Raw genomic sequence first — 22,117 nt, 5'->3', positions numbered from 1 at the left:
GTGCGTTGCAGGACGGCGAGAGACGGCTTTGCCTGCGTGGCGACATGTATCTTCTCGGCACAAAACCATGCGATCTAGAAAATATCCGACCGCTACCCATAACAAATGCGACGTGCAGTTGATCGGCGGCGACATTTTCCGGGCGACGCGGGTTTCATGATTGGCAACGCGAATTCCGCCGCGGGATCGGATATGGGCAAGCCCGGATGGCCGCCGCCATTCAAATCTGCTCTGGAGGGGGCGCATGGACGTCATTCGGAATGCGGCAGTCGTTGCGTGAGGATGTCCTGCGAACGGATCGCGCGTTCGCGATCCGACGCGCCGAAGGAGCGGCTCGCCCCTGAATGTTCCGAGTCTTTGCGATCGCGGCAATCAGTTCAGGGAGGTGGGTTCGTCGCCGATCATCTTGCGATCCGAATTCGTCCGTGCCAGTGGCGCACGAGGGCAGGCAACGACGTACTCGGCGAGTAGCGTGCACGATGAAGATTTGATACGTACTACGATGCAGTGCAGCGCTCGCAGCATGACGCCGAGTGGCGCCGCCGGACTCAGCGCGCGTTGATCGCGAAGCCGAGCATCATCACCGCGACGAACACGTCGAGCACGCGCCATGCGAGCATGCGAGAAAGCCACGCGCGGCAGGCCCGCGCGCCGTAGGCGAGCATCAGAAACCACGCGAGCGAGGCGGTCAGACGGCGATGGCGAACAGATGGTGGCTCGAGATCGAGCGCTTGATGACGAACGCGTCCTTGGGGCCGACCGACGTGAACAGGCCGGCGCCCAGCAGCGGGCCTTCGAGGAAAGCAGAGGTGTCGAGCACGAGCGGGCCGACAACCTCTTAAGCTGAACCGGTGAGGGTTACGATGCGAGCAACGTCAAGGGGCGGCGGGGGGCGTTGTCAATGGTCGGCGCAGCATGCCGTCACACCCGGCCGGGATGCCCGTCGGCCCACTCGGGCCGGCGCCCGAGCGTGTCGAACAGTGCGACGATCTCCGCCTTCACCTTCTGCACCGCATTGCTGACGAGCGCCGTGTCGTGCCAGCACAGCGACAGGTCGCGCTCGAACAGCCGGTGCGCGACCGTCGACAGCTTGAGCTTGCGCTCGGCGATCTCGACGTGCGCAGCCGTCCACGGCAGGATCGTCACGCCGAGCTGTGCCATCACGGCCGCGAACAGCAGCCCGGTCGAGCTCGCTTCGAAACTGATGTCATAGGACAGCCCGGCCTCGCGCATCGCCCAGTCGACGCGGTTGCGAATCGTGTTCGGCGCGCTCGGCAGCACGAGCGGCATCCGCGCGAGCGCGTCGAGCGGGACCGGATCGTCCGGTACCGGAAAGTCGGGCCACGTGATCAGGTACAGCGTTTCCGTCAGCAGCCGGTGAATCGCGATGCCGCGCGTGTCGACCGCGTCGACGACGATCGCGAGATCGAGCCGCGCGCGTTCGAGCAGCGTGTCGAGATCGGCGCTCGGCGCCTCGATCAATTCGAGCATGATGCCCGGATAACGATCGCGCACCGCGCGCGCGAGCGGGATCGCCAGCACGCGCGCGGTGCTGGACGGCATCCCGACCGTCACGCGGCCCTGCGGCGTATCGGCATCGCGGCGCAGCAGCTCGCGCGTGCCGTCGGCCTGGCGCAGCAGTTCGAGCGCGTGCCGATACAGCGTGCGGCCCGCGGCGGTCGGCGCGACACCGCGCACGCTGCGCTCCAGCAACTGCATCCCGAGATGCTGCTCGAGATTGCGCATCTGCTGGCTCACCGCCGGCTGCGCAACGTGCAGTGCCTCGCTCGCATGCGTGACGTTGCCGCATTCGACGACCTTCACGAAATAGCGCAATTGCCTCAGGTCCATCGCCGCTGCCTCCCGATTCAAGCCATAAGCCAATCCGATCGAGCAAGATGAATATCATATTTTTCGGCGATCGTTGACCTTTCTATACTCGTCTCACAACAGAGTCCGCCGACCGGTCATCCCGGACCGGACGCGGCACAGAAGCCGGCCTGGCCGGCAAGGAGACGAAGATGTTCAAGGCGATCGACGCGCCGGCGGCCGGCGCGAAGCCGCGGCGCACGCCGCTCACGCGCGAGCAGGTCAAGGGCTTCTGGGCCGTGTACGCGGGCTGGGTGCTCGACGGCGTGGACTCGGTGATCTATGCGCTCGTGCTGATTCCCGCACTGACCGAACTGCTGCCGGCGTCCGGCATCGCGGCGACGCCCGCGAATCTCGGGATGTACGGCTCGATCCTGTTCGCGCTGTTCCTGATCGGCTGGGGGCTGTCGTTCATCTGGGGGCCGCTCGCCGACCGCTTCGGGCGCGTGCGCACGCTCGCCGCGAGTATCCTGATCTATTCGGTATTCACGGGCGCGGCCGCGTTCGTGCACGACGTGTGGGCGCTGGCCGCGTGCCGGCTGATCGCCGGGATCGGCGTCGGCGGCGAATGGGCGCTCGCGGGCACCTACGTCGCGGAGAGCTGGCCGGAAGACCGCCGCAAGATGGGCGCCGGCTACCTGCAGACGGGCTACTACTTCGGCTTCTTCATCGCGGCCTGCCTCAACTACACGATCGGCGCGACCTACGGCTGGCGCGCGATGTTCCTGTGCGGGCTCGCGCCCGCGCTGCTCGCGGTGTTCACCGTGATGCGCGTGAAGGAGCCGGGGCAGTGGCGCCGGCATGACGCGCGCGACGGCAACGTGGCGGAGGCGCGCCGCGCGCATCCGTTGCGCGAGATCTTCGCGCCGGCGTTCCGGCGCCGCACGCTGACGAGCGCCAGCCTGGTCGGCGTCGCGATCGTCGGGCTGTGGGCCGGGTCGGTCTACGAGGCGAGCGCGGTCAGCACGCTCGCGGCGCGCGCCGGCATCGACCACATCGGTGCGATGCGGCTCGCGTCGGTCGGCGCGGCGATCCTGTCGTGCGCGACGATCGTCGGCTGCCTCGTCGCGCCGTGGCTCGCGGAACGGGTCGGCCGGCGCACCGCGCTCGGCGTGTATTTCGCGGGCATGGCCGCGGCCATCGTGTTCGCGTTCGGCTGGGCGTTCTACCAGCCGAACGGGCTCGGCGCGTTCATGATCTCGCTCGCGTTCCTCGGCTTCTTCGGCGGCAACTTCGCGATCTTCTCGCTGTGGCTGCCCGAGCAATATCCGACCCGCGTGCGTGCCACCGCGTTCGCGTTCAACGCGTCGGTCGGCCGCTTCATCGGCGCGGGCGTGAACTTCGTGCTCGGCGCCGCGATTCACGGCTACGGCTCGCTCGGCGTGCCGGTCGCGTGGACCGCCGCCGTGTTCGGGCTCGGCATCCTGATCCTGCCGTTCGCGGTCGAAACCCGTCATCAGACACTGCCGGAATGAACGGCGCACCGGCCGAGTCCAGCAATCAGCAACATCCCGTCATCAATATCAGGAGTCCGGAATGCAGGCATTACAAGGAATCAGGGTCGTCGATCTGAGTCGCGCGCTGTCGGGGCCGTTCTGCTCGATGGTGCTCGCCGATCTCGGCGCCGACGTCATCAAGGTCGAGTCGGGCCCGAACGGCGACATGAGCCGCGCTTGGGGGCCGTTCGATCGCGGCGTGAGCACGTACTACCTGTCCTGCAATCGCAACAAGCGCGGCATCTGCGTGGATTTGCGGCAGCCGGCCGGGATCGATGTCGTGCGCCGGCTGATCGCGCAGGCCGACGTCGTGATCGAGAACTTCAAGGCCGGCACGATGGACGCGATGGGGCTCGGCTACGACACGCTGAGCGCGCAGGATCCGCGGCTCGTGATGGGCAGCGTCACCGCGTTCGGCCCGCGCGGCCCGCTGCGCGACTGGCCGGGCTTCGACCAGATCGCGCAGGGTTACGCGGGGCTGATGAGCCTCACCGGTTTTCCGGATGGCGAGCCGACCCGCACCGGTACCGCGATCGGCGATCTCAGTTCGGGGATGTGGGTCGCGACGGGCGTCGTCGCCGCGCTGTACGAGCGCGAGCGCACGGGGCGCGGCCAGCATGTCGGCACGTCGCTGCTCGAAAGCCTGGTCGCGCTGCTGAGCGTGCACGGGCAGCGTTACCTGAGCCTCGGCGACGTGCCGCGCCGCACCGGCAACGCGCACGCGGTGATCGCACCGTACGGCGTGTTCGAGACGGCCGACGGGCCGCTGAACCTCGCACCGATCACGACCGACATGTGGCTGCGCTTGTGCCAGTTGCTCGACCTGCCCGAGTTGCCGAACGATCCGCGCTTCGCGACCAACGATGCGCGGGTCGCGAACCGCGACGCGTTGAAGGCGCTGCTCGAAAGCCGCTTGCGCACGCGCAGCAAGCGCGAATGGACGCAGCGCTTCGTCGAGGCCGGGCTGCCGGCCGGACCGATCCATACGCTCGACGAAGTGTTCGCCGATCCGCAACTCGCGCACTGCGGGCTCGTCGAACCGGTCGCGCATCCGACGCTCGGGACGCTGCGCCAGGTGGTCACGCCGCTCGGCGGGATGTGCGACGACGGGCCGGCGCCGCGCACGCGCCATGCGCCGCCGCTGCTCGGCGAGCATACGGTCGACGTGCTGCGCGACGCGGGCTACGACGCCGCCGCGATCGATGCGTTGCTGGCCGCGCGCGCAATCTTCCAGGCAGAAGCCGTAGCGGAGGCCGTGCAATGAGCGACCTGACCAAACCGGCGGCGCCGTCCGGCGTGACGGTCGACATGACCGGTGAACGCATCGCGCGCGTCCGGTTCGCCAATCCCGCGCGACGTCATGCGCTCGATGCGCCGCTGCTCGATCAGCTCGTGACGTTCCTCGACGCGCTGGCCGCGCACCGTCCGCCGCCCGTCGTGATCCTGTCGAATGACGGCAGCGGCGACGTGTGGAGCGCGGGCCACGACCTGCGCGAACTCGCCGACGACCGCGATCCGCTGGCGTACGGCAAGCCGCTCGAGCGCGCGCTGCGGCGCGTGCGGACCTACCCGGGCGCGGTCATCGCGGCGGTCGCGGGTTCCGCGTGGGGCGGGGCGGTCGATCTCGTGATGAGTTGCGACATCGTCGTCGCGGAACGTGGCGCGCGTTTCGCGATGACGCCCGCGAACATCGGCCTGCCGTATTCGACGAGCGGCCTGCTGCGCTTTTACGACAACCTGCCGATCCACGTGCTGAAGGAGATGTTCTTCTGCGCGCAGCCACTCGATGCGGAGCGCGCCGCGCATCACGGGCTCGTGAACCGGCTCGCGGAAGCCGGCGGCGTCGACGAGGCCGCGCTCGACGTCGCGCGCACGATTGCCGCGAAGGCGCCGCTCGCGGTGCACGCGGTGAAGGAGCAGTTGCGCGTGCTGCAGGACGCGCGACCGGTGCCGGCCGACGCGTTCGAGCGGATCGCGGAGCTGCGCCGGCAGGCGTGCGAAGGCGCGGATTTCGACGAAGGTCTGCGTGCGTTTGCGGAGCGGCGTGCGCCGGTGTTTCGCGGTGCCTAGGTCGCGTTGCGATACGACCTGTGCGTGCGATCGGCGGCGACGAGGCGCGTCGTCGGCGTCAAACGGCGGCATCGGCGTTCGTGTCGTCGCGACGCGCGCCGAGCCGGCATGTGCCGTCAGCCGATCGCGTGCACGCCGACCAGCAGCAACGCGCCCACGGCGATCAGCACCAGCGCGTGAATGCGCGTGGCCATCACACATAGGGTCGATGCGACCGCGATCGCCCGTGCGGGCCAGCCGCCGTCGAGCGCCTGCAGCAGCACCCACACCGACGCGAGGATCATCCCGGCCGCGACCGGGCGCAGGCCGGCTTCGAGCGCGACCTGCCAGCGCGCGCCCTGATGCCGTCGCCACAGATGCGCGACGCCGTAGATCAGGAACGCGGTCGGCCCGAACAGCGCGAGCGTCGCGATCACCGCGCCCCAGAAGCCCGCCACCTGCCAGCCGATCAGCGTCGCGAGCAGCGAGCCGGGGCCCGGCGCCATTCGCGCGATCGCGAAGTCGTTGACGAACTGCGTGGCCGTCATCCAGTGATGCACGTCGACGACCTGCCGCTGGATGTCGGCGATGATCGCCTGTCCGCCGCCGATCGTCGCGATCGACAGCGGCGCGAATACGCCGAACAGCGCGGCGTAGCGTGACGACGCGGTCATCGGTCGTCGCTCCCGGCGGTGGCGGTGGCCGCGCGGCGGTATTCGAGCGCGACGCTCAGCGTGCCGCCGATCAGCACGGTCCATACGAGCGGCCAGTGCAGCACCGCCACCGACACGAACGTGAGCGTCATCACCGCGAACGGCAGCGCGCGGCGCGGTAGCCGGCGCACCGCGGTGATCGCCATCGCGATCGACAGCCCGATCGCCGCGGCGGCCGCGCCCGCAAGCGCGACATGCGTGAGCGTAAAGCGCGTCAGGGTCGAGAACGCGACGCCGAACAGCACGATCAGCACGGCCGGCGGTGCGATGATGCCGGTGAAGCCGGCTACCGCGCCGCGCCATCCGGCCAGCCGGTAGCCGATCCAGATCGCGAGGTTCTTCACGTTGACGCCCGGCAGCGCCTGCGACAGTGCGAGGCCGTTGAGGAACGCCTCTTCGTCGAGCCAGCGCCGCTCGTGCACGAAGTCGCGCATCATGCGCCCGCTCAGCCCGCCGCCGAAGCTGGTCAGGCCGATCTGCGCGAACGCGACGAACAGCGCGAGCACGCCGGGCGGTGGCGCAGGCGGGGGCGGTGCGGAGGACGGGAGCATCGGCTGGGCTGGGTGCGGCGGTGGGCAGTCGCCCATGGTAACAAGCGACACCTGTCGGCACGCTGACACCGGATCGGCGACGCCGACAGCACGTCACCGCGGGCGCTGCCGCCGCAGCTGTCGCGCTGCTAGGCCCGCACGACTGTCACGCCCGCGGCCTCGATCGGCTCGATCAGTGCCGCTTCGGTTTCCCGTTCGACCACGATGGCCTGCGCGAGCGCGAGCTCGCCGATCACGAACTGCGACGCCGCCCGCAATTTGGATTGCGACGCCAGCACGACCGTCTCGCCGGCGCGTTCGGCCAGCGCGCGCTTGATCGCCGCTTCCTCGAAGTCGCCGGTGCTCAGCCCCGCGACCGGATGCACGCCGGTGACACCCATGAAGTACAGGTCCGCGTGGATGCGCGAGATGCCTTCCATCGCCGCAGCGCCCACCGCGACGATCGAGTGCTTGTACAACCGCCCGCCGATCAGGATCACGTCGATCGACGGATGCGCGGCCAGCGCGACGGCGACGCTCGGGCTGTGCGTGACGATCGTCGCGCGCAGGTCGGGCGGCAGCTGGCTGACGAGCAGCGCCGAGGTCGTGCCGCCGTCGACGATCGCGACCTGCCCGGGCGCGATCATCTGCGCGGCCCGGCGTGCGATACGCCGCTTTTCCGCGGTTTCGAGCGCCTCGCGCTGCGCGAACGGCGCGACGGCCGGCGACGCCGGCAGCGCGCCGCCGTGTACGCGCTGCAGCAGGCCTTCGGCCGCCAGCTCGCGCAGGTCGCGGCGGATCGTGTCTTCGGACACGTCGAAGCGTGCGCTCAGTTCGACGGCCAGCACCTGGCCATCGCGCGCGAGCGCATCGAGGATCGCTTTCTTGCGTTGGGTGGTCAGCATCGTGTTTGCACGAAACTTCTTGAAATTGCACGAATCTGCACGTTACCATGGGCGCCGTCTGTTGTCGAACCGGAGGCTGCCATGGCTGCAACGCGGGACCGAGTCCGCATCGTCGATACGACGGTGCTGTCCGATGACTGGTATGTGCTGAAGAAGGTGACGTTCGATTTCCTGCGCCGCGACGGCACGTGGCAGCGCCTGAGCCGCGAGACCTACGATCGCGGCAACGGTGCAACCATCCTGCTGCGCAATGCCGCGACCGGCGACGTGCTGCTCACGCGCCAGTTCCGGATGCCGGCGTTCGTCAACGGGCACGACGGGATGCTGCTCGAAGCCGCCGCCGGGCTGCTCGATGATGCGACGCCCGACGCGCGCATTCGCGCGGAGGCCGAGGAGGAAACCGGCTATCGCGTGCGCGGCGTGCGCAAGGTGTTCGAGGCGTTCATGAGCCCGGGCTCGGTGACGGAGAAGCTGCATTTCTTCGTCGGCGAATACGATGCGTCGCTGCGCACCGGCGACGGCGGCGGGGTCGCGGAGGAGGGCGAGGATCTCGAGGTCGTCGAGATGCCGCTGCGCGCGGCGCTGGATGCCGTCGAGCGCGGCGAGATCGTCGACGCGAAGACGATCATGCTGCTGCAGTACGTCGCGCTGCGGGAAGCCGCGCTCGCGCGCGCCTCCAGGGCGTGATGCCGCGGCGCGGCGCGCGAACGGGCGTATGATCGCGCGACGCCCCTCGCGCACCGTTCGACGCTACCGCTCCGCCATCATGCCGCTTTCTGCTTCGCCCGACTCCACCGACTCCGGCGCCGCCGCGCCGCTGCCTGCCCACCTGGTCGCGTCCGCCGTCGACGCCCTCGCGCGCGCCGACGCGCTGCTCGTGACGGCCGGCGCGGGCATCGGCGTCGATTCGGGGCTGCCCGATTTCCGCGGCACGGACGGCTTCTGGCGCGCGTACCCGGCGCTGCGTCACGAGCGTGTCGAGTTCCACGAGATTGCGTCGCCGCAGGCGTTCCGCGCGCATCCGCAACTCGCGTGGGGATTTTATGGACATCGTCTCGCGCTCTACCGGCAGACCTTGCCGTACGCGGGCTTCGCGATCCTGCGGCGCTGGATGGAGGCGATGCCGAACGGCGGTTTCGTGCTGACGAGCAATGTCGACGGCCAGTTCCAGAAGGCCGGTTTCGATCCGGCGCGGATCGCCGAGATCCACGGCTCGATTCATTCGATGCAGTGCCTGCGGCCCTGTTCGGACGACATGTGGGACGCTGCGCCGTTCACGCCCGAGGTCGACGCGGCCGCGTGCCGGCTGGTCGGCGAGCCGCCGCGCTGCCCGCGTTGCGGCGGCCTCGCGCGGCCGAACATCCTGATGTTCGGCGACGACGGCTGGCTCGGCGAACGCTACGACGCGCAGGAGCGCGCACTGCAGGACTGGATCGCGCGGGCCGGCTGGGTCGCGGTCGTCGAGATCGATGAACTCGCCGAAGAACGCGTCGAATTCGACCGGCGTGTAGCGGTAGCGCCCCGGATGCGCGACCACGGCCTCGCCTCCCGCGCCACGAATCCATGCGACCGCATCAGACAGCGCCGCCCAGCGGTGCGGGACGAACCCGGGCTTGCCATCGCCGAGCAGGCGATCGAACACGTCGGAAGTCGAGGCAGCATGGCCGTTCTCGACCAGGAAGCGCGCGAAATGGGTGCGCGAGATCAGGTCGGGATTCGATACGTATTTCAGCGCGCCGTCGTACGCGCCGGGGATGCCGAGCGTCTCGAGCTGCGCGGCGATCGCCTGCGCACGGGCGGCACGTCCGGCCGCATCGACACATGCACGAGCGCCTCGAACGCGACACCGACCTTCTTCGGCTCGATCGTGCAGCGGTACCCCGAAATCGCGCCACGCTCCTCGAGCAGCTTCACGCGCCGCAGGCATGCCGACGGCGACAGTGCGACCGCGTTCGCGAGGTCCTGATTGCTGATGCGTCCGTCCTGTTCGAGGTGCCGGAGGATCCGCATGGCGCGGCGGCTGAGCGCCGCGCGGCGGGCCGCCCGACGGCGGCCGCGCGCTTACGGCCGGGCGACGAGCGCCGGGACGAGCGACGACGCGGCCGGCGACCCGAGGCCCGTCACGTAGTCGTAGCCGCCCGCCGCGCTGCAGACACTGCCGCAGTTGCCGTTGGACCCGGTCGTCACGTCGTGATAGTCGCTGCCGTAGGCGGCTTTCCCGACCGTGTAGAGCGCGTCGTAGGTGCCGCTCAACCGGCTCTTGCCGGCGGCCGTGCGCAGCGAATTCGCGATTGCGACGAGCGCCGACCATTGCGGCGCACCCGCGCTCGTGCCGCCGACCTGGAACCAGCCCGCCTGCCCTTGATAGGTGACCGAGTCGTACACCGCGAAACCGCTCGACGGATTTGCGTCGTAGCTGACGTCGGGCACGCCGCGCTTGCCGGCCACCGGAATCGGCCAGCCGCTCTGGCCGGCCGGCTCGGCCTCGCCGGTGCTCACGCCGCCGCCACTGCCGCTCCATGCCGCTTCGCCGACGTAGTTGCCGGACGCGTCGGTGGATAACGTCGTGCCGCCCACCGCCACCACGTACGGCGAAGCCGCCGGGTACTCGGTGCCGGTGCCGCTGTCGCCGGACGACGCGACGAAGGTGACGCCCGACACGTTGAAGTGGCTGTCATAGCTGGTCTCGCTGCTGAATTCGTTGCCGCCGAAACTCATCGACACGACCGATGCGCCGCGCTTGACCGCGACGTCGACCGCGGCCAGCAGGTCGCTGAAGCTGGCGGACGCGGCCTCGACGAGCACGATCCGCGCTTTTGGCGCGATCGCATGTACCCATTCGACGTCGAGCGACATCTCGAGCGACCAGCCGGAATCGGCCCTGGGCCGCACGCTGCGCGCGTACACCTTGGTGAAACAGCCGTTCGATGTGGTGCAGGCCGGCAGCGAGAACGCATTGCTGAACACGCCGAGATCAGCCTCGATCCGCGGGTCGTCGTACGCGTCGACGATCGCGACGACCATCCCGTCGCCCTGGTTGGCGAGCGTGTCGAATCCGTACGCATGCCGTGCGAGAGCGGGCGTGAGGCCGGCTACCGTGGCCGTGCTCGCGCGTGGCTTCGTATGAAACGGCGGGCGCGCGAACCCTTTCGGCGCGCGGTTGCCTTCGACGTAGGACGGTGCTCCGTTGTCGTCGGCGAGCGCGACGGTCGATGCGAGCAGCGACGCGCACAGCGCCGCAATCAACATGGAAGACGGGCGGATATTGTTCATTTTTTCGAATCTCCATGTCGATGGAGTAAGGGGGCGAAACAATTCTACGAAATCGGCAATGCCGATTGCATCAAATATCGGCTGAATGCGGGAATGTCTGATAAGGGAAAGTACGTGTAACGCCCGTGAGACATGGCGTCTACGGGATTGACGGGCGAGCCGGATAAATCGGTTCAAGGGATTTTCAAAGCTGACAAATAATCTGTTTTTATAGATTGATTTGTAATGTCCAGTGTAATGCGATGGCAAATATCGATTGCGCTGCGCGCGCGGGATTAATCGAATGCATGCTGCCGGCACGACGCGATCCGGCGCACGCCGGCCCGGTTTCCCGGCATTGCCGGCGCGGCGCAATTCCGCATACAGTTCGGCGTAGGCCGCACCTGCCCTGCGGCGCCGTCAGCGAGGAGTTCCCTTGTTCTATTCGATGGTCGCGATCTTCGTCGGCGCCGGGCTCGGCGCATTGCTGCGCTGGTTCCTGAGCCTTGCGCTCAACGAGTTCTTTCCCGCCGTGCCGCTCGGCACGCTCGCCGCGAACCTGATCGGCGGCTACGTGATCGGTATCGCTGCCGTCGTGTTCACGACCCGCGTCGGGCTGCCGCCCGAGTGGCGGCTGTTCGTGATCACGGGCTTCCTCGGCGGCCTCACGACCTTCTCGACCTATTCGGCCGAAGTGATGGCGCACGCGATGCAGGGCGAATTCGGATGGGCGTTCGCGGTGGCTGCCCTACACTTGACTGGATCGTTCACGCTGACGGCGCTCGGCATGTGGACCGCGCGCGCGTGGTTCGTGGCCGCCTGAGCGCGCCGGCACCGGAGGAGGCGATGGACAGGGTCTTCTTGCGCTTCTACGTGCACGAACAGCACCGGCTGCACTGGAAGCCGCTATGGGAGTGGTTGCTGGAGGAAGCGAACCGGATGGGCGTCGCGGGCGGTTCCGCGTTTCGCGCGATGGCGGGTTTCGGCCAGCATCGCGTGCTGCACGAGGATCGCTTTTTCGAGCTGCAGGGTTCGCTTGCGATCGAGGTCGAATTCATCGTCACCGAGGACGAGGCGCAGCGATTGCTCGAGCGGCTGTCGCACGAGAAAGTTCGGGTGTGCTACGCAATGATGCCCGCGCGCTTCGGCGTGATCGACACGCTCGGGGCGCCGCCGGCGCGCGGGCCGGCAGCGTAGCGCGATGCGTCAGATGCCGAACATCGTCAGCGACACGGCGGCGCGCGTGACGATCATCAGCAGTACCTGCACGATCACGAACAGCAGGATCGGCGACAGGTCGATGCCGCCCAGGTTCGGGATGATGCGGCGCAGCGGGTTCAGGAACGGCGCGGTGAGCTGGTAGAGGATCGGCATCGCCGCCGAGCGCGGATTGAGCCACGACAGCAGCGCCATCAGGATCGTCATCCAGATCACGAGGTTCAGCGCCCACTTCACCACGGTGAGCAGCGCGACCACGACGAGCGTCGCGATCACCGAGGCCGGATCGAAGCCGGCCATCACGACCATCAACACGACGTAGACCAGCGCGGTGAGCAGCGCGGCGACGACGCTCGCCCAGTCGATGCCGCGCACGCCCGCGATTACGCGGCGCAGCGGCAGCACGAGCCAGTTGGTCGCCTGCAGCACGGCCTGCGTGACGGGGTTGTACGGCGGCACGCGGACGGCCTGCATCCAGACGCGCAGGATCAGCGCGGCGCCGAACAGCGTGAAGATGGTATTGAGCAGAAAACGGGCGATCTCGCCGAACATCGTTGGCATCCTTTTTATACAGTCGAGTAGCGTGCGGCCGCCAACGCCGGATGGCGGCGCATCGGCCGACACCTTATCACGCCTCGTCGCGCGGCGGGGAGGGGCGCGCGGCGGTGCGCGCGAGCGATGTTTCGACGGCTTGCGCAAGTGCCGGCAGCGAAGCCGGCGGCGTGGCGCGCTGTGCCGCGAGCGCGACCGCGCGGCGCGTCATCAGCGCGTACAGCGTCGCGTGATCGCCGCCGCGCGCCTCGAGCAGCGCGAGCTGGCGCTCGACGATCCCGGTGTCGCCGCGCGACACGGGGCCCGACAGCGCGTTGGCGAGGCCCTTGTCGCGCGCGGTCTCGATCGTGCCGGCGAGCATCGGCAGCAGCGCGCGCAGCGCGGCGTCCTCGTCGAAGCCGAGGCCGCGCCACAGCTCGACCGCCTCCGACAGCCCGCACAGTGCGAAGCTCGCCGCGTAATGCGCGGCCGCGTGATAGAGCATTCGGCCGCCGGCCGGAATCGACAGCGGATGGCAGCCGAGTGCGGCAGCGAGTCGCATCAGCGTCGCGTGCAGCGCACCGTCGGCTTCGATCGTGACCGAGCAGCCGTCGATGCGGGCGAGATCGGCGTCCGTGCCGCCGAACAGGTAGAGCGGGTGGAACCCGCCGGTGGCCGCGCCGTCCCGTTTCGCCGGATCGAGCAGTTCGACCGCCGACGCGCCGCTGCAGTGGACGAGCGCCTGGCCTGCCGCGCGCGATGCGTCGAACCGCAGCGCCGCGGCGGTGGACGCGAGATGGTCGTCGGGTACCGTCAGGAAGATCAGGTCGGCCGCGTCGACGACCTGCTGCGGCGTTTCGACCGCGCGGCAACCGTCGATGCGTGCGGCGAGTGCCGTGGCTGATTCGTGCGTGCGGCTTGCGATCGCGACGACCGGAAAGCCGGCCTGCGCAAAACGCTGCGCAAGGCAGCGCGCGAGGCGTCCGGCGCCGATGAAGCCTATGCGGGGAGTGTCGGGGAGAGGCATGGCGGGTCACGAAGCGAAATCGGGGCAGCCGCCAGTATCGCAGGAATGGCGGGGTGGCCGCGGACGGGCAGTTTGGATGCCGATGCGGTGCCGGCCTGGAGACCTTCACCGCGAACCACCGGCCGATTCGCGCCGTGGTCGCGCCGTCGCATGAAGCTCGCCGAATCCGGCCCCGAATCACGCCGGACCCTTGTCCGTCTTGAATTGTCGGCGTCTTGTCTCAAATTTGTAATCGTTGATTACGGAAGCGTTCACGCTGCGCGCGCCGGAGCCGGTAAGACTGACCGGGCGGCGTGTCGCGATCCGGCTGGTCGGACGGAATCGCGCGACCCGCAAGGGGTTTCACGGGGCGGCCGAGCCGCACCGCGCGGCGGATGCAGCCCGGTCGAATTGCAATTTGCAACAAATGGGCGATACGCGTGGGTCGGGTTTTCGCTACATTGCATCCATGCGACGTGCATGCCCGCCGTTGCCGTCAGGAGCGCATAAATTACCGCTCCAGCAGGAGAATCGAAGTGAAAAAGCTCATTCCGTTCATCGCCGCCGCCGCGCTGGGCCTGGGTGCCGCGAGCGCCGCGCAGGCCCACGTGTCGATCGGGGTCGGCATCGGTATCCCGGTCGCACCCGCTTATCCCGTGTATGCAGCGCCGCCGCCCGTGTACTACGCGCCGCCCCCGCCCGTGTATTACGCGCCGGCGCCGGCCTACTATGCGCCGCCCCCGGTGGTCGTCGGCGGCTACGGCGGCTACGGCTACTACGGCCGTCCGTACTGGCGTCACGGTTACGGCGGCTGGGGTCACCACGGCTGGCGTCGTTGACGCATTCCGCGCGGCGGCCTGACCGCGCGCGGCAAAACGGCGCAACGTCCCTCGCGGGGCGTTGCGCCGTTTTTCATTGGGGCCGCAGTCCGGCGCATGGCCGGCGCGCGTCGGTCACACCGCGTGGGCAATCAGGTCGCGATAGCCGCCGACGATCACGCTGTACGAGAAATACGCGAACAGCAGCGCCGATGCGACGTGGCACGCACGCATCAGCCCCGCGCCCGCGCGCTTGCGGCCCTGGCTCGCGAGCGTGCACATGAACAGCGTCCACGCGAGGCCGCCGAGGAAGAAGCCGGACAGGAACACCGATGCCGTCACCGGCGTGGTCGCGCCGGCTTTCGCGATCAGCGCGCCGCCGACCGCCGCGAACCACAGGATCGCGCTCGGCGACGACATCGCGAGCAGCATCCCGCGCAGGAAGCTGCGCCGCGCGCTGGCGCGCGGCTGCGGCGTGTCGTCCGCGTCGCCGTCGTCGGCAGTGCCGGCCGGCGCGAGCGCTTCGCGCGCCATCTTCCACGTGAGGAACAGCAGCACCGCGCCGCCGCCGATCCAGACGATCCAGCGCACGGCCTCGAACTGCAGCAGCACGGCCATCCCCGCGAGCGCGAGCGCCGCGTAGACGAGATCGCCGACGCACGAGCCGACGCCGAGCCAGAAGCCCGGCCGGAAGCCGTGCGACAGCGTCAGCGACAGCATCGCGACGTTGACGAGGCCGATGTCGAGACACAGCGACAGCGACAGGAAGAATCCATCGGACAGCATCGAGGCGGGGGGAAAGCTCATCGTCGTTCGTAGGGTCGGGGTGCCTTCAATGCACGGGCCGGCGCGCGCCGGCCGCGCGCGGGCTTATAGACCGATCTCCTGCCAGAGCCGGTCGACGCGCGCCTTCACGGCCGCGTCCATCTCGATCGGGCGGCCCCATTCGCGGTTCGTCTCGCCGGGCCACTTGTTGGTCGCGTCGAGCCCCATCTTCGAGCCGAGGCCGGCGACGGGCGACGCGAAATCGAGATAGTCGATCGGCGTGCTGTCGACCATTACCGTGTCGCGCACGGGGTCGACGCGCGTCGTGATCGCCCAGATCACCTCGTTCCAGTCGCGGATGTTCACGTCCTCGTCGACGACCACGATGAACTTCGTATACATGAACTGCCGCAGGAAGCTCCATACGCCGAACATCACGCGCTTTGCGTGGCCCGTGTAGCTCTTCTTCATCTGGACGATGGCCATCCGGTAGCTGCAGCCTTCCGGCGGCAGGTAGAAGTCGGTGATCTCGGAGAACTGCTTCTGCAGCAGCGGCACGAACACCTCGTTGAGCGCGACGCCGAGCACCGCAGGCTCGTCGGGCGGCTTGCCCGTATAGGTCGAGTGATAGATCGCGTCGCGGCGCATCGTGATGCGCTCGACGGTGAACACCGGAAACCACTCCTGCTCGTTGTAATAGCCGGTGTGGTCGCCGTACGGGCCTTCGAGCGCGTGCTCGTACGCGGCGGCCGCGTTGCCGGCCGGACGCGGCGGTGCGCCGGCCGGGGCAGGGCCGGGCGTGCCGTCCTGCGGATAAATGAAGCCTTCGAGCACGATCTCCGCGCGGGCGGGCACCTGCAGCGTGTCGACCCCGGGCGTCAGGCACTTCGCGAGTTCGGTGCGACTGCCGCGCAGCAGGCCGGCGAACTGGTACTCGGACAGCGAGTCGGGCACCGGCGTCACTGCGCCGAGCGTCGTGGCCGGATCCGCGCCGAGCACGACTGCGACCGGATACGGCTTGCCGGGGTTCTTCAGCGCGAATTCGCGGAAGTCGAGCGCGCCGCCGCGATGCGCGAGCCAGCGCATGATCAGTTTGTTGCGGCCGATCAGCTGCTGGCGGTAGATGCCGAGGTTCTGGCGCGGCTTGTTCGGCCCGCGCGTGACCGTCAGGCCCCACGTGACCAGCGGCCCCGCATCGCCGGGCCAGCAGGTCTGGATCGGCAGCTTGTTCAGGTCGACGTCGGCGCCTTCCCAGACGATCTCCTGGCATGGCGGCGACGACACCGATTTCGGCGCCATGTCCCACACGGCCTTCGCGAGCGACAGCAGCTTGCCGGCGTCCTTCAGGCTCTTCGGCGGGTCCGGTTCCTTCAGCGCGGACAGCAGCCGCCCGAGGTCGCGCAGCGAGCCGAGCGCAGCGTCGTCGCCCGCATCGACGCCCATTCCGAGCGCGACGCGGCGCGGCGTGCCGAACAGGTTGCCGAGCACCGGGAACGCATTGCCGGGCGGTGCGTTGAACAGCAGCGCCGGGCCGCCGGCGCGCAGCACGCGGTCGCACAGCTCGGTCATTTCGAGCACGGGCGACACGGGTTGCGTGACGCGCCGCAGTTCGCCGAGCGCCTCGAGGCGCTGGATGAAATCGCGTAAGTCTTTGTATTTCATGAAGAAGGTCCGGGCCGCCCGCAGGGCGGGCAGCGATGGGCGGGCGCAGCGGCCGGCTGCGGCCCCGAATCGACCGACGATTTTACCCGGGCCGCCGCGCGCACGCCCGGCGGAGAAAAAAGTCGACCGCGCGCAAAGCCCCTACGGCAGGGGGCTCACGATCTGAAGGCCGATTCAAAATTACTTTTTGTTATGATTTTTATGTTTTATAGTGTTGACGATCTATAAAACCCTGCTAGAATCCGCTCACATTGGTTGCAGGGTAAAAGGCTTCGAGCCGCCAATCACCGATCTTTGACGCAGCGCGTCACCGTCCGCCGAAACCTGCACGGCGTATTCGACGGCCTTAGTCGTAGTCCCAGCCAGCGCCACCAGACGCTGGTTTTTTGCGTGGGTGCCACCGCGTATGCCCGCCTCGCCCAATGTGCGAAGGTGCCGGCCCTCTTACACCGTGGCCCCGAACGGTCTTATACCGTTTCTCCGATGCCTGCACGCCCCAACCAAGGCGCGCGGCGTCGTGATTCCGCGGCGCGTATTCTGTCTCGCCATCGAGCTGAGCGAGCCGCACGAATCATGTTCATGGGAGATGATCTGAATGAACGCTTGGTTATCGTGGCGTCCTAGTGAGCAGCATGCGCAAATCGTGCGCAACATGCTGCGTCGCGGGACGCGTGTCAGTCACCATTTATTCAGCGTTGTCGGCTGTCTTGCTGTCGCGGTTGCACTTGCCCTGTGGCTGCTGCCGACCGTGCGCGGGGACCTCGCCGCGAAGCTGATGCCGGTCGTGTCCGCGGCCGTGCAGGCGGGTCCGGCCCGTCTGCTGACCGGCCATCCGCTGCCGAATTTCGCGCCCGCCGGCGCGCAGCCGCAGCAGGAAGACGCGCCCGAACCGGATGCGCTTGCCGTCGGCCTCGACGTCGCACCGGAAGCCGCCGCGCAGAACGACGCGTCCGATTCGGCCCGCAACGGCCCGTCGCCCGTCGCGCTTGCGAAATTGATCCCGTCCCAGCGGGTGCCGGCCGATGCGCGCGACGATCGTGCACTCGCGTCGAACCGCCAGCAGGCACTCGTCGCCACCTACCTGTCGCGCCGTTACCGCGTGGCCCAGGAGCCGCTCGGCCAGCTCGTCAAGGCCGCGTTCCAGACCGGCCACGACGTCGGCCTCGATCCGCTGCTGCTGCTGTCCGTGATGGCGATCGAATCGGGCTTCAACCCGTACGCGGAAAGCGGCGTCGGCGCGCAAGGCCTGATGCAGGTCATGTCGAAGGTCCACTCCGACAAGTTCGAATATTTCGGCGGTACCGACACCGCGCTGCAACCGATCGCGAACCTGCAGGTCGGCGCGCTGGTGCTGAAGGACTGCATCGCCCGCGGCGGCTCACTGGCGAACGGCCTGCGCATGTACAACGGCTCGACGAACCCGGACGACACCGTGTACGGTTCGAAGGTCATGGCCGAGCGCGGCCGCCTGCGCGACGTCGCGCACGGCCGCAGCGTGCCGGTCAACGCGCCGCAGGCGCCGGCCCAGCCGTCGAAGCCGATCGTCACCGCGGCCGTGACGGCAGCGGCGGCGGGCGCGAAGCGCGTGCACGCGACGCTCGACTCCGCGCAGCCGATCGCCGCGAAGTCCGCCGCGCCGAAGCAGGACGACGCGAGCGTCGACACCGCGAAGCAGTCGCACGGCGATCATCCGGAACTCGGCGCATAACGCCACACGGTTCCGGCCGGACCCAAGCAAAAAGGCACCCGATTCGGGTGCCTTTTCTTTTTTGCGCAGGCCGAAGGACCCGGCGCGCCGGCCGGAAGGCCGGGTCGGACGTCGTCAGTGCTGGCCGAACAGCGTCGCGAGCCGCTCGACGGCCTCTTCGAGGCGCGAGTAGGCGGTCGCATAGGACAGCCGGATATAGTCGCGCGGCGCATGCACGCCGAAGTCCATGCCCGGCACCAGCACGACGCCCGCGTCGTGCAGCATCGCCTGCGTGAGCGTCGCGCTGTCGCCGGCCGCCGGATGGGCGACGCCGCCGCACTGCGCATATACGTAGAACGCACCGTCCGGCATCACGGGCACCTTGAAACCGAGCCGTTCGAGCGCCGGTGCGATGAAGTCGCGGCGACGCTTGAATTCGAGACGGCGTGCTTCGTAGATATCGAGCGCCGCCGGTTCGAAGCACGCGAGCGCCGCGTGCTGCGCGAGCGCCGACGGGCAGATGAAGAGGTTCTGCGACAGCTTTTCGAAGGTGCCGACGAGGGCGGGCGGTACGACCAGCCAGCCGAGTCGCCAGCCGGTCATGCTGAAGTACTTCGAGAAGCTGTTCACGGTGACGACATCGTCGCCGAACGACAGCGCCGATACGGGTGCCGCGTCGTAGCTGAGCCCCTGGTAGATCTCGTCGACGATCGTGAAGCCGCCGCGTGCGCGTACGGCTTCGACGATCCGCTTGAGCTCGTCCGGCTCGAGCGACGTGCCGGTCGGGTTCGACGGCGACGCGAGCAGCACGCCGCGCGTCCGGCTGCCCCAGCGCGTGCGGACGTCGTCCGCCGTGAGCTGGAAGCGGGCTTCCGGGCCGCTCGGCACGAGCACCGGGCGGCCTTCGGCCGCCGCGACGAAGTGCCGGTTGCACGGATACGATGGGTCGGGCATCAGCACTTCATCGTCGCGGCCGACGAGCGCGAGGCACGCGAGCAGCAGCGCGGCCGACGCGCCGGCCGTCACGACGATCCGCTCGGGGCTGATCGTGAGGCCGTAGGCGCGCGCATAGTGCGCGGCGATCGCTTCGCGCAGCGGCGCGATGCCGAGCGCGCTCGTGTACTGCGTGACCCCGCGGCGCAATGCGGCCGCGGCCGCCTCGATGACCGGCTCCGGCGCGGTGAAATCCGGCTCGCCGATGCCCATGTGGATAACATCGCGCCCGGAGGACTCGAGACGCTGTGCCTCCTTCATCAGTTCCATCACGTAGAAGGGCTGGATCGCGTCGACGCGTGCGGCGAGCGTGATGAGCGAATCGGCGGTGGTATTCATCGGTCGGGCGGGGCGGGGGAGGGAGAACGAAAAACGGGCGCTTGCGCGCCCGTCAACACACGGAATCAGCCGTTGCGGCGCGCCTGCGTTTCAGCGGGGCGCAGCTTCGCGGCGAGCTTGTCGAGCACGCCGTTGACGTACTTGTAGCCGTCGGAGCCGCCGAACGTCTTCGCGAGTTCGACTGCTTCGTTGATGATCACGCGGTACGGCGTTTCGACATGATGCGTGAGCTCGAACGTCGCGATCAGCAGCACGGCGCGTTCGACCGGCGACAGCTGGTCGACCGGACGGTCGAGCGACGGCGTGAGGGCTTCGACGAGCGTCGCATGCTCGCGAATCACGCCGTGCAGGATCGCGTCGAGCAGCTCCTTGTCGGCCTTGTCGTAACCGAGCGCGCCGCGCAGTTGCGCGTCGATCTCGCCGGAGGACGCGTTCGACAGCAGCCACTGATACAGGCCCTGCGTCGCCAGCTCGCGCGATTGTCGGCGGGCGCTCTTCTTCATGCGCGCTCCTCTTCGTCGTCTTCGTCCTCTTCTTCTTCGTCCTCGTCGCCGAGCTGGTCGAGTGCCATCGTCAGGTTGGCCATCTCGACCGCGACGCGTGCGGCATCACGACCCTTTTCGGTCATGCGCGCGACGGCCTGCTCGTCGTTTTCGGTCGTCAGGACCGCGTTCGCGATCGGCAGGTTGAAGTCGAGGCCGATGCGGGTGATGCCCGCGCCGCTTTCGTTCGACACGAGTTCGAAGTGGTACGTCTCGCCGCGGATCACCGCGCCGAGCGCGATCAGCGCGTCGAACTGGCCGCTTTCCGCGAGCTTTTGCAGCGCGAGCGGGATTTCCAGCGCGCCGGGCACCGACACGAGCAGCACGTCTTCACCGGAGACGCCGAGGCGTTCGAGTTCTTCGACGCAGGCATCGGCGAGGCCGTTGCAGACGGGTTCGTTGAAGCGGGATTGCACGATGCCGATACGCAGGCCGTCGCCTTCGAGATTCGGTTGGTATTGTCCGATTTCCATGATCTGGTCCGTGGTGTGGATGAACGGTTATAGGGCGAAAGCGCCGTGGCGGGTTACGCGTTGGACGCCGGGCAGGACTTGGCTTCGCCGCCGGGCATCGGAATGAAGCCCGTGACTTCGAGGCCGTAGCCGGACATGCTGCCCAGCTTGCGCGGATTCGACAGCACCTGCATCTTGCCGACGCCGACATCGCGCAGGATCTGCGCGCCGATGCCGAACGTCTTGAAATCGACCGGCCGGCGCTTCAGCGCAGCGGCCTTCTCTTCCTCGTCGAACGCCTTGAAGACGTCGATCAGATGTTCCTTCGTGTCGCCGCAGTTGAGCAGCACGATCACGCCGAGGTCGCGCTGCGCGATGTCGCGCATTGCCGCGTCGAGCGTCCATGAGTGCGTCGAGATGCTGGTCTCGAGCAGGTCGAGGACCGACAGCGGCTCGTGCACGCGCACGGGCGTGTCGACGTCGGGTGACGGCGTGCCGCGCACCAGCGCGATGTGCGGCGAGCCGCTCGGCTGGTCGCGGTACAGCACCGCGCGGAACGTGCCGTGCGCGGTCTGCATCGTGCGCTCGGCGATCCGCTCGATGATCGATTCGGTGCGGCTGCGGTACTGGATCAGGTCGGCGATCGTGCCGATCTTCAGGTCGTGTTCCTTCGCGAACTCGAGCAGGTCGGGCAGGCGCGCCATCGTGCCGTCGTCCTTGATGACCTCGCAGATCACCGCGGCCGGCGTGAGGCCGGCGAGCGCGGTGAAGTCGCAGCCGGCCTCGGTGTGGCCGGCGCGCACGAGCACGCCGCCCGGCTGCGCCATGATCGGGAACACGTGGCCCGGCTGCACGATGTGCTCGGGGCGTACGTCGTGCGCGACCGCCGTGGCGATCGTGTGCGCGCGGTCGGCGGCCGAGATGCCGGTCGTCACGCCTTCGGCCGCTTCGATGCTGACCGTGAACGCGGTGCCGTACTGGGTGCCGTTGCGGTAGGTCATCAGCGGCAGGTGCAGCTGCTTGCAGCGTTCCTGCGTCAACGTCAGACAAATCAGGCCGCGGCCGTATTTGGCCATGAAGTTGATCGCTTCCGGCGTGACGAATTCGGCGGCGATCACGAGGTCGCCTTCGTTTTCACGGTCTTCTTCGTCGACCAGGATCACCATCCGGCCGGCTTTCAACTCCGCGATGATGTCGAGCGTGGAGGCGAGCGTCATAAGGGGGGCGAGAAAGAGGAAAGTGCGTATTTTACGCCAGCCTGACCGCGTTTCGGCTGGCACCGGCTGCGCG

22 protein-coding genes and 3 pseudogenes are annotated in these 22,117 nt (G+C 68.4%); 9 read left to right on the top strand and 16 right to left on the bottom strand.

The genetic code is table 11. From position 1 onward, the window contains the following. Positions 1-688: 688 nt before the first annotated feature. Positions 689-820, bottom strand: a complete 132-nt coding sequence (locus GEM_RS32230; protein WP_272148353.1) for a hypothetical protein — start codon at positions 818-820, stop codon at positions 689-691. A gap of 101 nt (positions 821-921) precedes the next feature. Continuing rightward, positions 922-1,851 (bottom strand): LysR substrate-binding domain-containing protein, encoded by a 930-nt coding sequence (locus GEM_RS12915; RefSeq protein WP_014897836.1) that lies wholly within the window; start codon positions 1,849-1,851, stop codon positions 922-924. 170 nt (positions 1,852-2,021) lie between these two features. Between GEM_RS12915 and GEM_RS12910 the strand changes: the two genes are divergently transcribed. The 3 genes from GEM_RS12910 (at position 2,022) to scpB (ending at position 5,435) form a co-directional block, all read left to right on the top strand. Next, positions 2,022-3,344 carry an MFS transporter gene (locus GEM_RS12910; RefSeq protein ID WP_014897835.1) on the top strand — a complete coding sequence of 441 codons (1,323 nt, stop codon included), beginning with the start codon at positions 2,022-2,024 and terminating at the stop codon, positions 3,342-3,344. A gap of 61 nt (positions 3,345-3,405) precedes the next feature. After that, the gene (locus GEM_RS12905) at positions 3,406-4,629 is read left to right on the top strand and encodes a CaiB/BaiF CoA transferase family protein (protein ID WP_014897834.1); all 1,224 of its coding nucleotides are present in this window, start codon (positions 3,406-3,408) and stop codon (positions 4,627-4,629) included. Beyond that, the gene (scpB, locus tag GEM_RS12900; RefSeq protein ID WP_014897833.1) at positions 4,626-5,435 is read left to right on the top strand and encodes a methylmalonyl-CoA decarboxylase; all 810 of its coding nucleotides are present in this window, start codon (positions 4,626-4,628) and stop codon (positions 5,433-5,435) included. Before GEM_RS12905 ends, scpB begins: the two co-directional genes overlap by 4 nt. A gap of 116 nt (positions 5,436-5,551) precedes the next feature. Here scpB and GEM_RS12895 read toward each other — a convergent pair whose 3' ends face one another. The 3 genes from GEM_RS12895 to GEM_RS12885 form a co-directional block, all read right to left on the bottom strand. After that, positions 5,552-6,088 (bottom strand): chromate transporter, encoded by a 537-nt coding sequence (locus GEM_RS12895; protein ID WP_014897832.1) that lies wholly within the window; start codon positions 6,086-6,088, stop codon positions 5,552-5,554. Next, positions 6,085-6,678, bottom strand: a complete 594-nt coding sequence (locus tag GEM_RS12890) for a chromate transporter (RefSeq protein WP_014897831.1) — start codon at positions 6,676-6,678, stop codon at positions 6,085-6,087. Before GEM_RS12890 ends, GEM_RS12895 begins: the two co-directional genes overlap by 4 nt. A gap of 128 nt (positions 6,679-6,806) precedes the next feature. Further along, on the bottom strand, positions 6,807-7,562 hold the full coding sequence (locus GEM_RS12885) for a DeoR/GlpR family DNA-binding transcription regulator (RefSeq protein ID WP_014897830.1): 756 nt from the start codon (positions 7,560-7,562) through the stop codon (positions 6,807-6,809). A gap of 81 nt (positions 7,563-7,643) precedes the next feature. Here GEM_RS12885 and GEM_RS12880 point away from each other — a divergent pair, with 81 nt between their 5' ends. Beyond that, positions 7,644-8,249, top strand: coding sequence for an NUDIX domain-containing protein (locus GEM_RS12880; RefSeq protein ID WP_014897829.1), 606 nt, complete (start codon positions 7,644-7,646; stop codon positions 8,247-8,249). 79 nt (positions 8,250-8,328) lie between these two features. Continuing rightward, a pseudogene (locus GEM_RS12875) lies at positions 8,329-9,030 on the top strand (SIR2 family NAD-dependent protein deacylase); the annotation flags it as partial. Here GEM_RS12875 and GEM_RS29940 read toward each other — a convergent pair. From GEM_RS29940 to GEM_RS12870, 3 genes and pseudogenes are all read right to left on the bottom strand, one after another. Beyond that, positions 9,016-9,369, bottom strand: a pseudogene (locus GEM_RS29940) (phosphatase); the annotation flags it as partial. The pseudogenes GEM_RS12875 and GEM_RS29940 overlap by 15 nt on opposite strands. Next, positions 9,363-9,572 (bottom strand): annotated as a pseudogene (locus GEM_RS29935) (Lrp/AsnC family transcriptional regulator); the annotation flags it as partial. The pseudogenes GEM_RS29940 and GEM_RS29935, both read right to left, overlap by 7 nt. Positions 9,573-9,623: 51 nt before the next feature. Then, positions 9,624-10,835, bottom strand: coding sequence for a S53 family peptidase (locus GEM_RS12870; protein ID WP_014897827.1), 1,212 nt, complete (start codon positions 10,833-10,835; stop codon positions 9,624-9,626). 415 nt (positions 10,836-11,250) lie between these two features. Here GEM_RS12870 and crcB point away from each other — a divergent pair, with 415 nt between their 5' ends. Continuing rightward, a complete protein-coding gene (gene crcB / locus GEM_RS12865; RefSeq protein WP_014897826.1) occupies positions 11,251-11,637 on the top strand; it encodes a fluoride efflux transporter CrcB in 387 nt (128 codons plus the stop codon). Between the two features lie 23 nt (positions 11,638-11,660). Beyond that, positions 11,661-12,011, top strand: a complete 351-nt coding sequence (locus GEM_RS12860) for a DUF190 domain-containing protein (RefSeq protein ID WP_014897825.1) — start codon at positions 11,661-11,663, stop codon at positions 12,009-12,011. 9 nt (positions 12,012-12,020) lie between these two features. On the opposite strand, the gene GEM_RS12855 is transcribed toward GEM_RS12860, so the two are convergent. Further along, the gene (locus GEM_RS12855) at positions 12,021-12,584 is read right to left on the bottom strand and encodes a YggT family protein (protein WP_014897824.1); all 564 of its coding nucleotides are present in this window, start codon (positions 12,582-12,584) and stop codon (positions 12,021-12,023) included. A 76-nt stretch (positions 12,585-12,660) separates the two neighbouring features. Next, complete coding sequence (locus tag GEM_RS12850; protein ID WP_014897823.1) at positions 12,661-13,590, bottom strand: Rossmann-like and DUF2520 domain-containing protein; 930 nt, start codon at positions 13,588-13,590, stop codon at positions 12,661-12,663. 515 nt (positions 13,591-14,105) lie between these two features. On the opposite strand from GEM_RS12850, the gene GEM_RS12845 reads away from it, so the two are divergent. Then, a complete protein-coding gene (locus GEM_RS12845; protein ID WP_014897822.1) occupies positions 14,106-14,408 on the top strand; it encodes a hypothetical protein in 303 nt (100 codons plus the stop codon). Between the two features lie 114 nt (positions 14,409-14,522). Here the strand turns inward: GEM_RS12845 and GEM_RS12840 are convergent, their stop codons facing one another. Both GEM_RS12840 and GEM_RS12835 read right to left on the bottom strand, forming a co-directional pair. Further along, complete coding sequence (locus GEM_RS12840; protein ID WP_014897821.1) at positions 14,523-15,194, bottom strand: LysE family translocator; 672 nt, start codon at positions 15,192-15,194, stop codon at positions 14,523-14,525. Between the two features lie 63 nt (positions 15,195-15,257). Then, positions 15,258-16,814, bottom strand: coding sequence for a UbiD family decarboxylase (locus GEM_RS12835; protein WP_014897820.1), 1,557 nt, complete (start codon positions 16,812-16,814; stop codon positions 15,258-15,260). Positions 16,815-17,409: 595 nt separating this feature from the next. On the opposite strand from GEM_RS12835, the gene GEM_RS12830 reads away from it, so the two are divergent. Continuing rightward, positions 17,410-18,522: a lytic transglycosylase domain-containing protein gene (locus tag GEM_RS12830; protein ID WP_014897819.1), complete on the top strand. Its 1,113-nt coding sequence runs from the start codon at positions 17,410-17,412 to the stop codon at positions 18,520-18,522. A gap of 114 nt (positions 18,523-18,636) precedes the next feature. On the opposite strand, the gene GEM_RS12825 is transcribed toward GEM_RS12830, so the two are convergent. The 4 genes from GEM_RS12825 to ribBA form a co-directional block, all read right to left on the bottom strand. Then, positions 18,637-19,833, bottom strand: coding sequence for a pyridoxal phosphate-dependent aminotransferase (locus tag GEM_RS12825; RefSeq protein ID WP_014897818.1), 1,197 nt, complete (start codon positions 19,831-19,833; stop codon positions 18,637-18,639). A 65-nt stretch (positions 19,834-19,898) separates the two neighbouring features. Further along, entirely contained in the window at positions 19,899-20,336 is a 438-nt protein-coding gene (nusB, locus tag GEM_RS12820; RefSeq protein WP_014897817.1) for a transcription antitermination factor NusB, read from the bottom strand. Further along, positions 20,333-20,848 (bottom strand): 6,7-dimethyl-8-ribityllumazine synthase, encoded by a 516-nt coding sequence (gene ribH, locus GEM_RS12815; protein ID WP_014897816.1) that lies wholly within the window; start codon positions 20,846-20,848, stop codon positions 20,333-20,335. Before ribH ends, nusB begins: the two co-directional genes overlap by 4 nt. A gap of 53 nt (positions 20,849-20,901) precedes the next feature. Further along, a complete protein-coding gene (ribBA, locus tag GEM_RS12810; protein ID WP_014897815.1) occupies positions 20,902-22,044 on the bottom strand; it encodes a bifunctional 3,4-dihydroxy-2-butanone-4-phosphate synthase/GTP cyclohydrolase II in 1,143 nt (380 codons plus the stop codon). Between the last annotated feature and the right edge of the window lie 73 nt (positions 22,045-22,117).

Source organism: Burkholderia cepacia GG4 (assembly GCF_000292915.1).
Taxonomy (GTDB): domain Bacteria; phylum Pseudomonadota; class Gammaproteobacteria; order Burkholderiales; family Burkholderiaceae; genus Burkholderia; species Burkholderia cepacia_D.
The sequence above is the reverse complement of the archived record's forward strand: the minus strand, read 5'-3'. Positions and strand labels throughout refer to the sequence as shown.

Excerpts from the sequence above, each read along its gene's own strand:
- GEM_RS12890 (WP_014897831.1), bottom strand. The coding sequence starts at position 6,678 with ATGCTCCCGTCCTCCGCACCGCCCCCGCCTGCGCCACCGCCCGGCGTG.
- GEM_RS12840 (WP_014897821.1), bottom strand. The coding sequence starts at position 15,194 with ATGAGCTTTCCCCCCGCCTCGATGCTGTCCGATGGATTCTTCCTGTCG.
- ribBA (WP_014897815.1), bottom strand. The coding sequence starts at position 22,044 with ATGACGCTCGCCTCCACGCTCGACATCATCGCGGAGTTGAAAGCCGGC.
- ribH (WP_014897816.1), bottom strand. The coding sequence starts at position 20,848 with ATGGAAATCGGACAATACCAACCGAATCTCGAAGGCGACGGCCTGCGT.
- scpB (WP_014897833.1), top strand. The coding sequence starts at position 4,626 with ATGAGCGACCTGACCAAACCGGCGGCGCCGTCCGGCGTGACGGTCGAC.
- GEM_RS12885 (WP_014897830.1), bottom strand. The coding sequence starts at position 7,562 with ATGCTGACCACCCAACGCAAGAAAGCGATCCTCGATGCGCTCGCGCGC.
- GEM_RS12830 (WP_014897819.1), top strand. The coding sequence starts at position 17,410 with ATGAACGCTTGGTTATCGTGGCGTCCTAGTGAGCAGCATGCGCAAATC.
- GEM_RS12895 (WP_014897832.1), bottom strand. The coding sequence starts at position 6,088 with ATGACCGCGTCGTCACGCTACGCCGCGCTGTTCGGCGTATTCGCGCCG.
- GEM_RS12915 (WP_014897836.1), bottom strand. The coding sequence starts at position 1,851 with ATGGACCTGAGGCAATTGCGCTATTTCGTGAAGGTCGTCGAATGCGGC.
- nusB (WP_014897817.1), bottom strand. The coding sequence starts at position 20,336 with ATGAAGAAGAGCGCCCGCCGACAATCGCGCGAGCTGGCGACGCAGGGC.
- GEM_RS12905 (WP_014897834.1), top strand. The coding sequence starts at position 3,406 with ATGCAGGCATTACAAGGAATCAGGGTCGTCGATCTGAGTCGCGCGCTG.
- GEM_RS12870 (WP_014897827.1), bottom strand. The coding sequence starts at position 10,835 with ATGAACAATATCCGCCCGTCTTCCATGTTGATTGCGGCGCTGTGCGCG.
- GEM_RS12850 (WP_014897823.1), bottom strand. The coding sequence starts at position 13,590 with ATGCCTCTCCCCGACACTCCCCGCATAGGCTTCATCGGCGCCGGACGC.
- GEM_RS12835 (WP_014897820.1), bottom strand. The coding sequence starts at position 16,814 with ATGAAATACAAAGACTTACGCGATTTCATCCAGCGCCTCGAGGCGCTC.
- GEM_RS12880 (WP_014897829.1), top strand. The coding sequence starts at position 7,644 with ATGGCTGCAACGCGGGACCGAGTCCGCATCGTCGATACGACGGTGCTG.
- GEM_RS12860 (WP_014897825.1), top strand. The coding sequence starts at position 11,661 with ATGGACAGGGTCTTCTTGCGCTTCTACGTGCACGAACAGCACCGGCTG.
- GEM_RS12910 (WP_014897835.1), top strand. The coding sequence starts at position 2,022 with ATGTTCAAGGCGATCGACGCGCCGGCGGCCGGCGCGAAGCCGCGGCGC.
- GEM_RS12855 (WP_014897824.1), bottom strand. The coding sequence starts at position 12,584 with ATGTTCGGCGAGATCGCCCGTTTTCTGCTCAATACCATCTTCACGCTG.
- GEM_RS12825 (WP_014897818.1), bottom strand. The coding sequence starts at position 19,833 with ATGAATACCACCGCCGATTCGCTCATCACGCTCGCCGCACGCGTCGAC.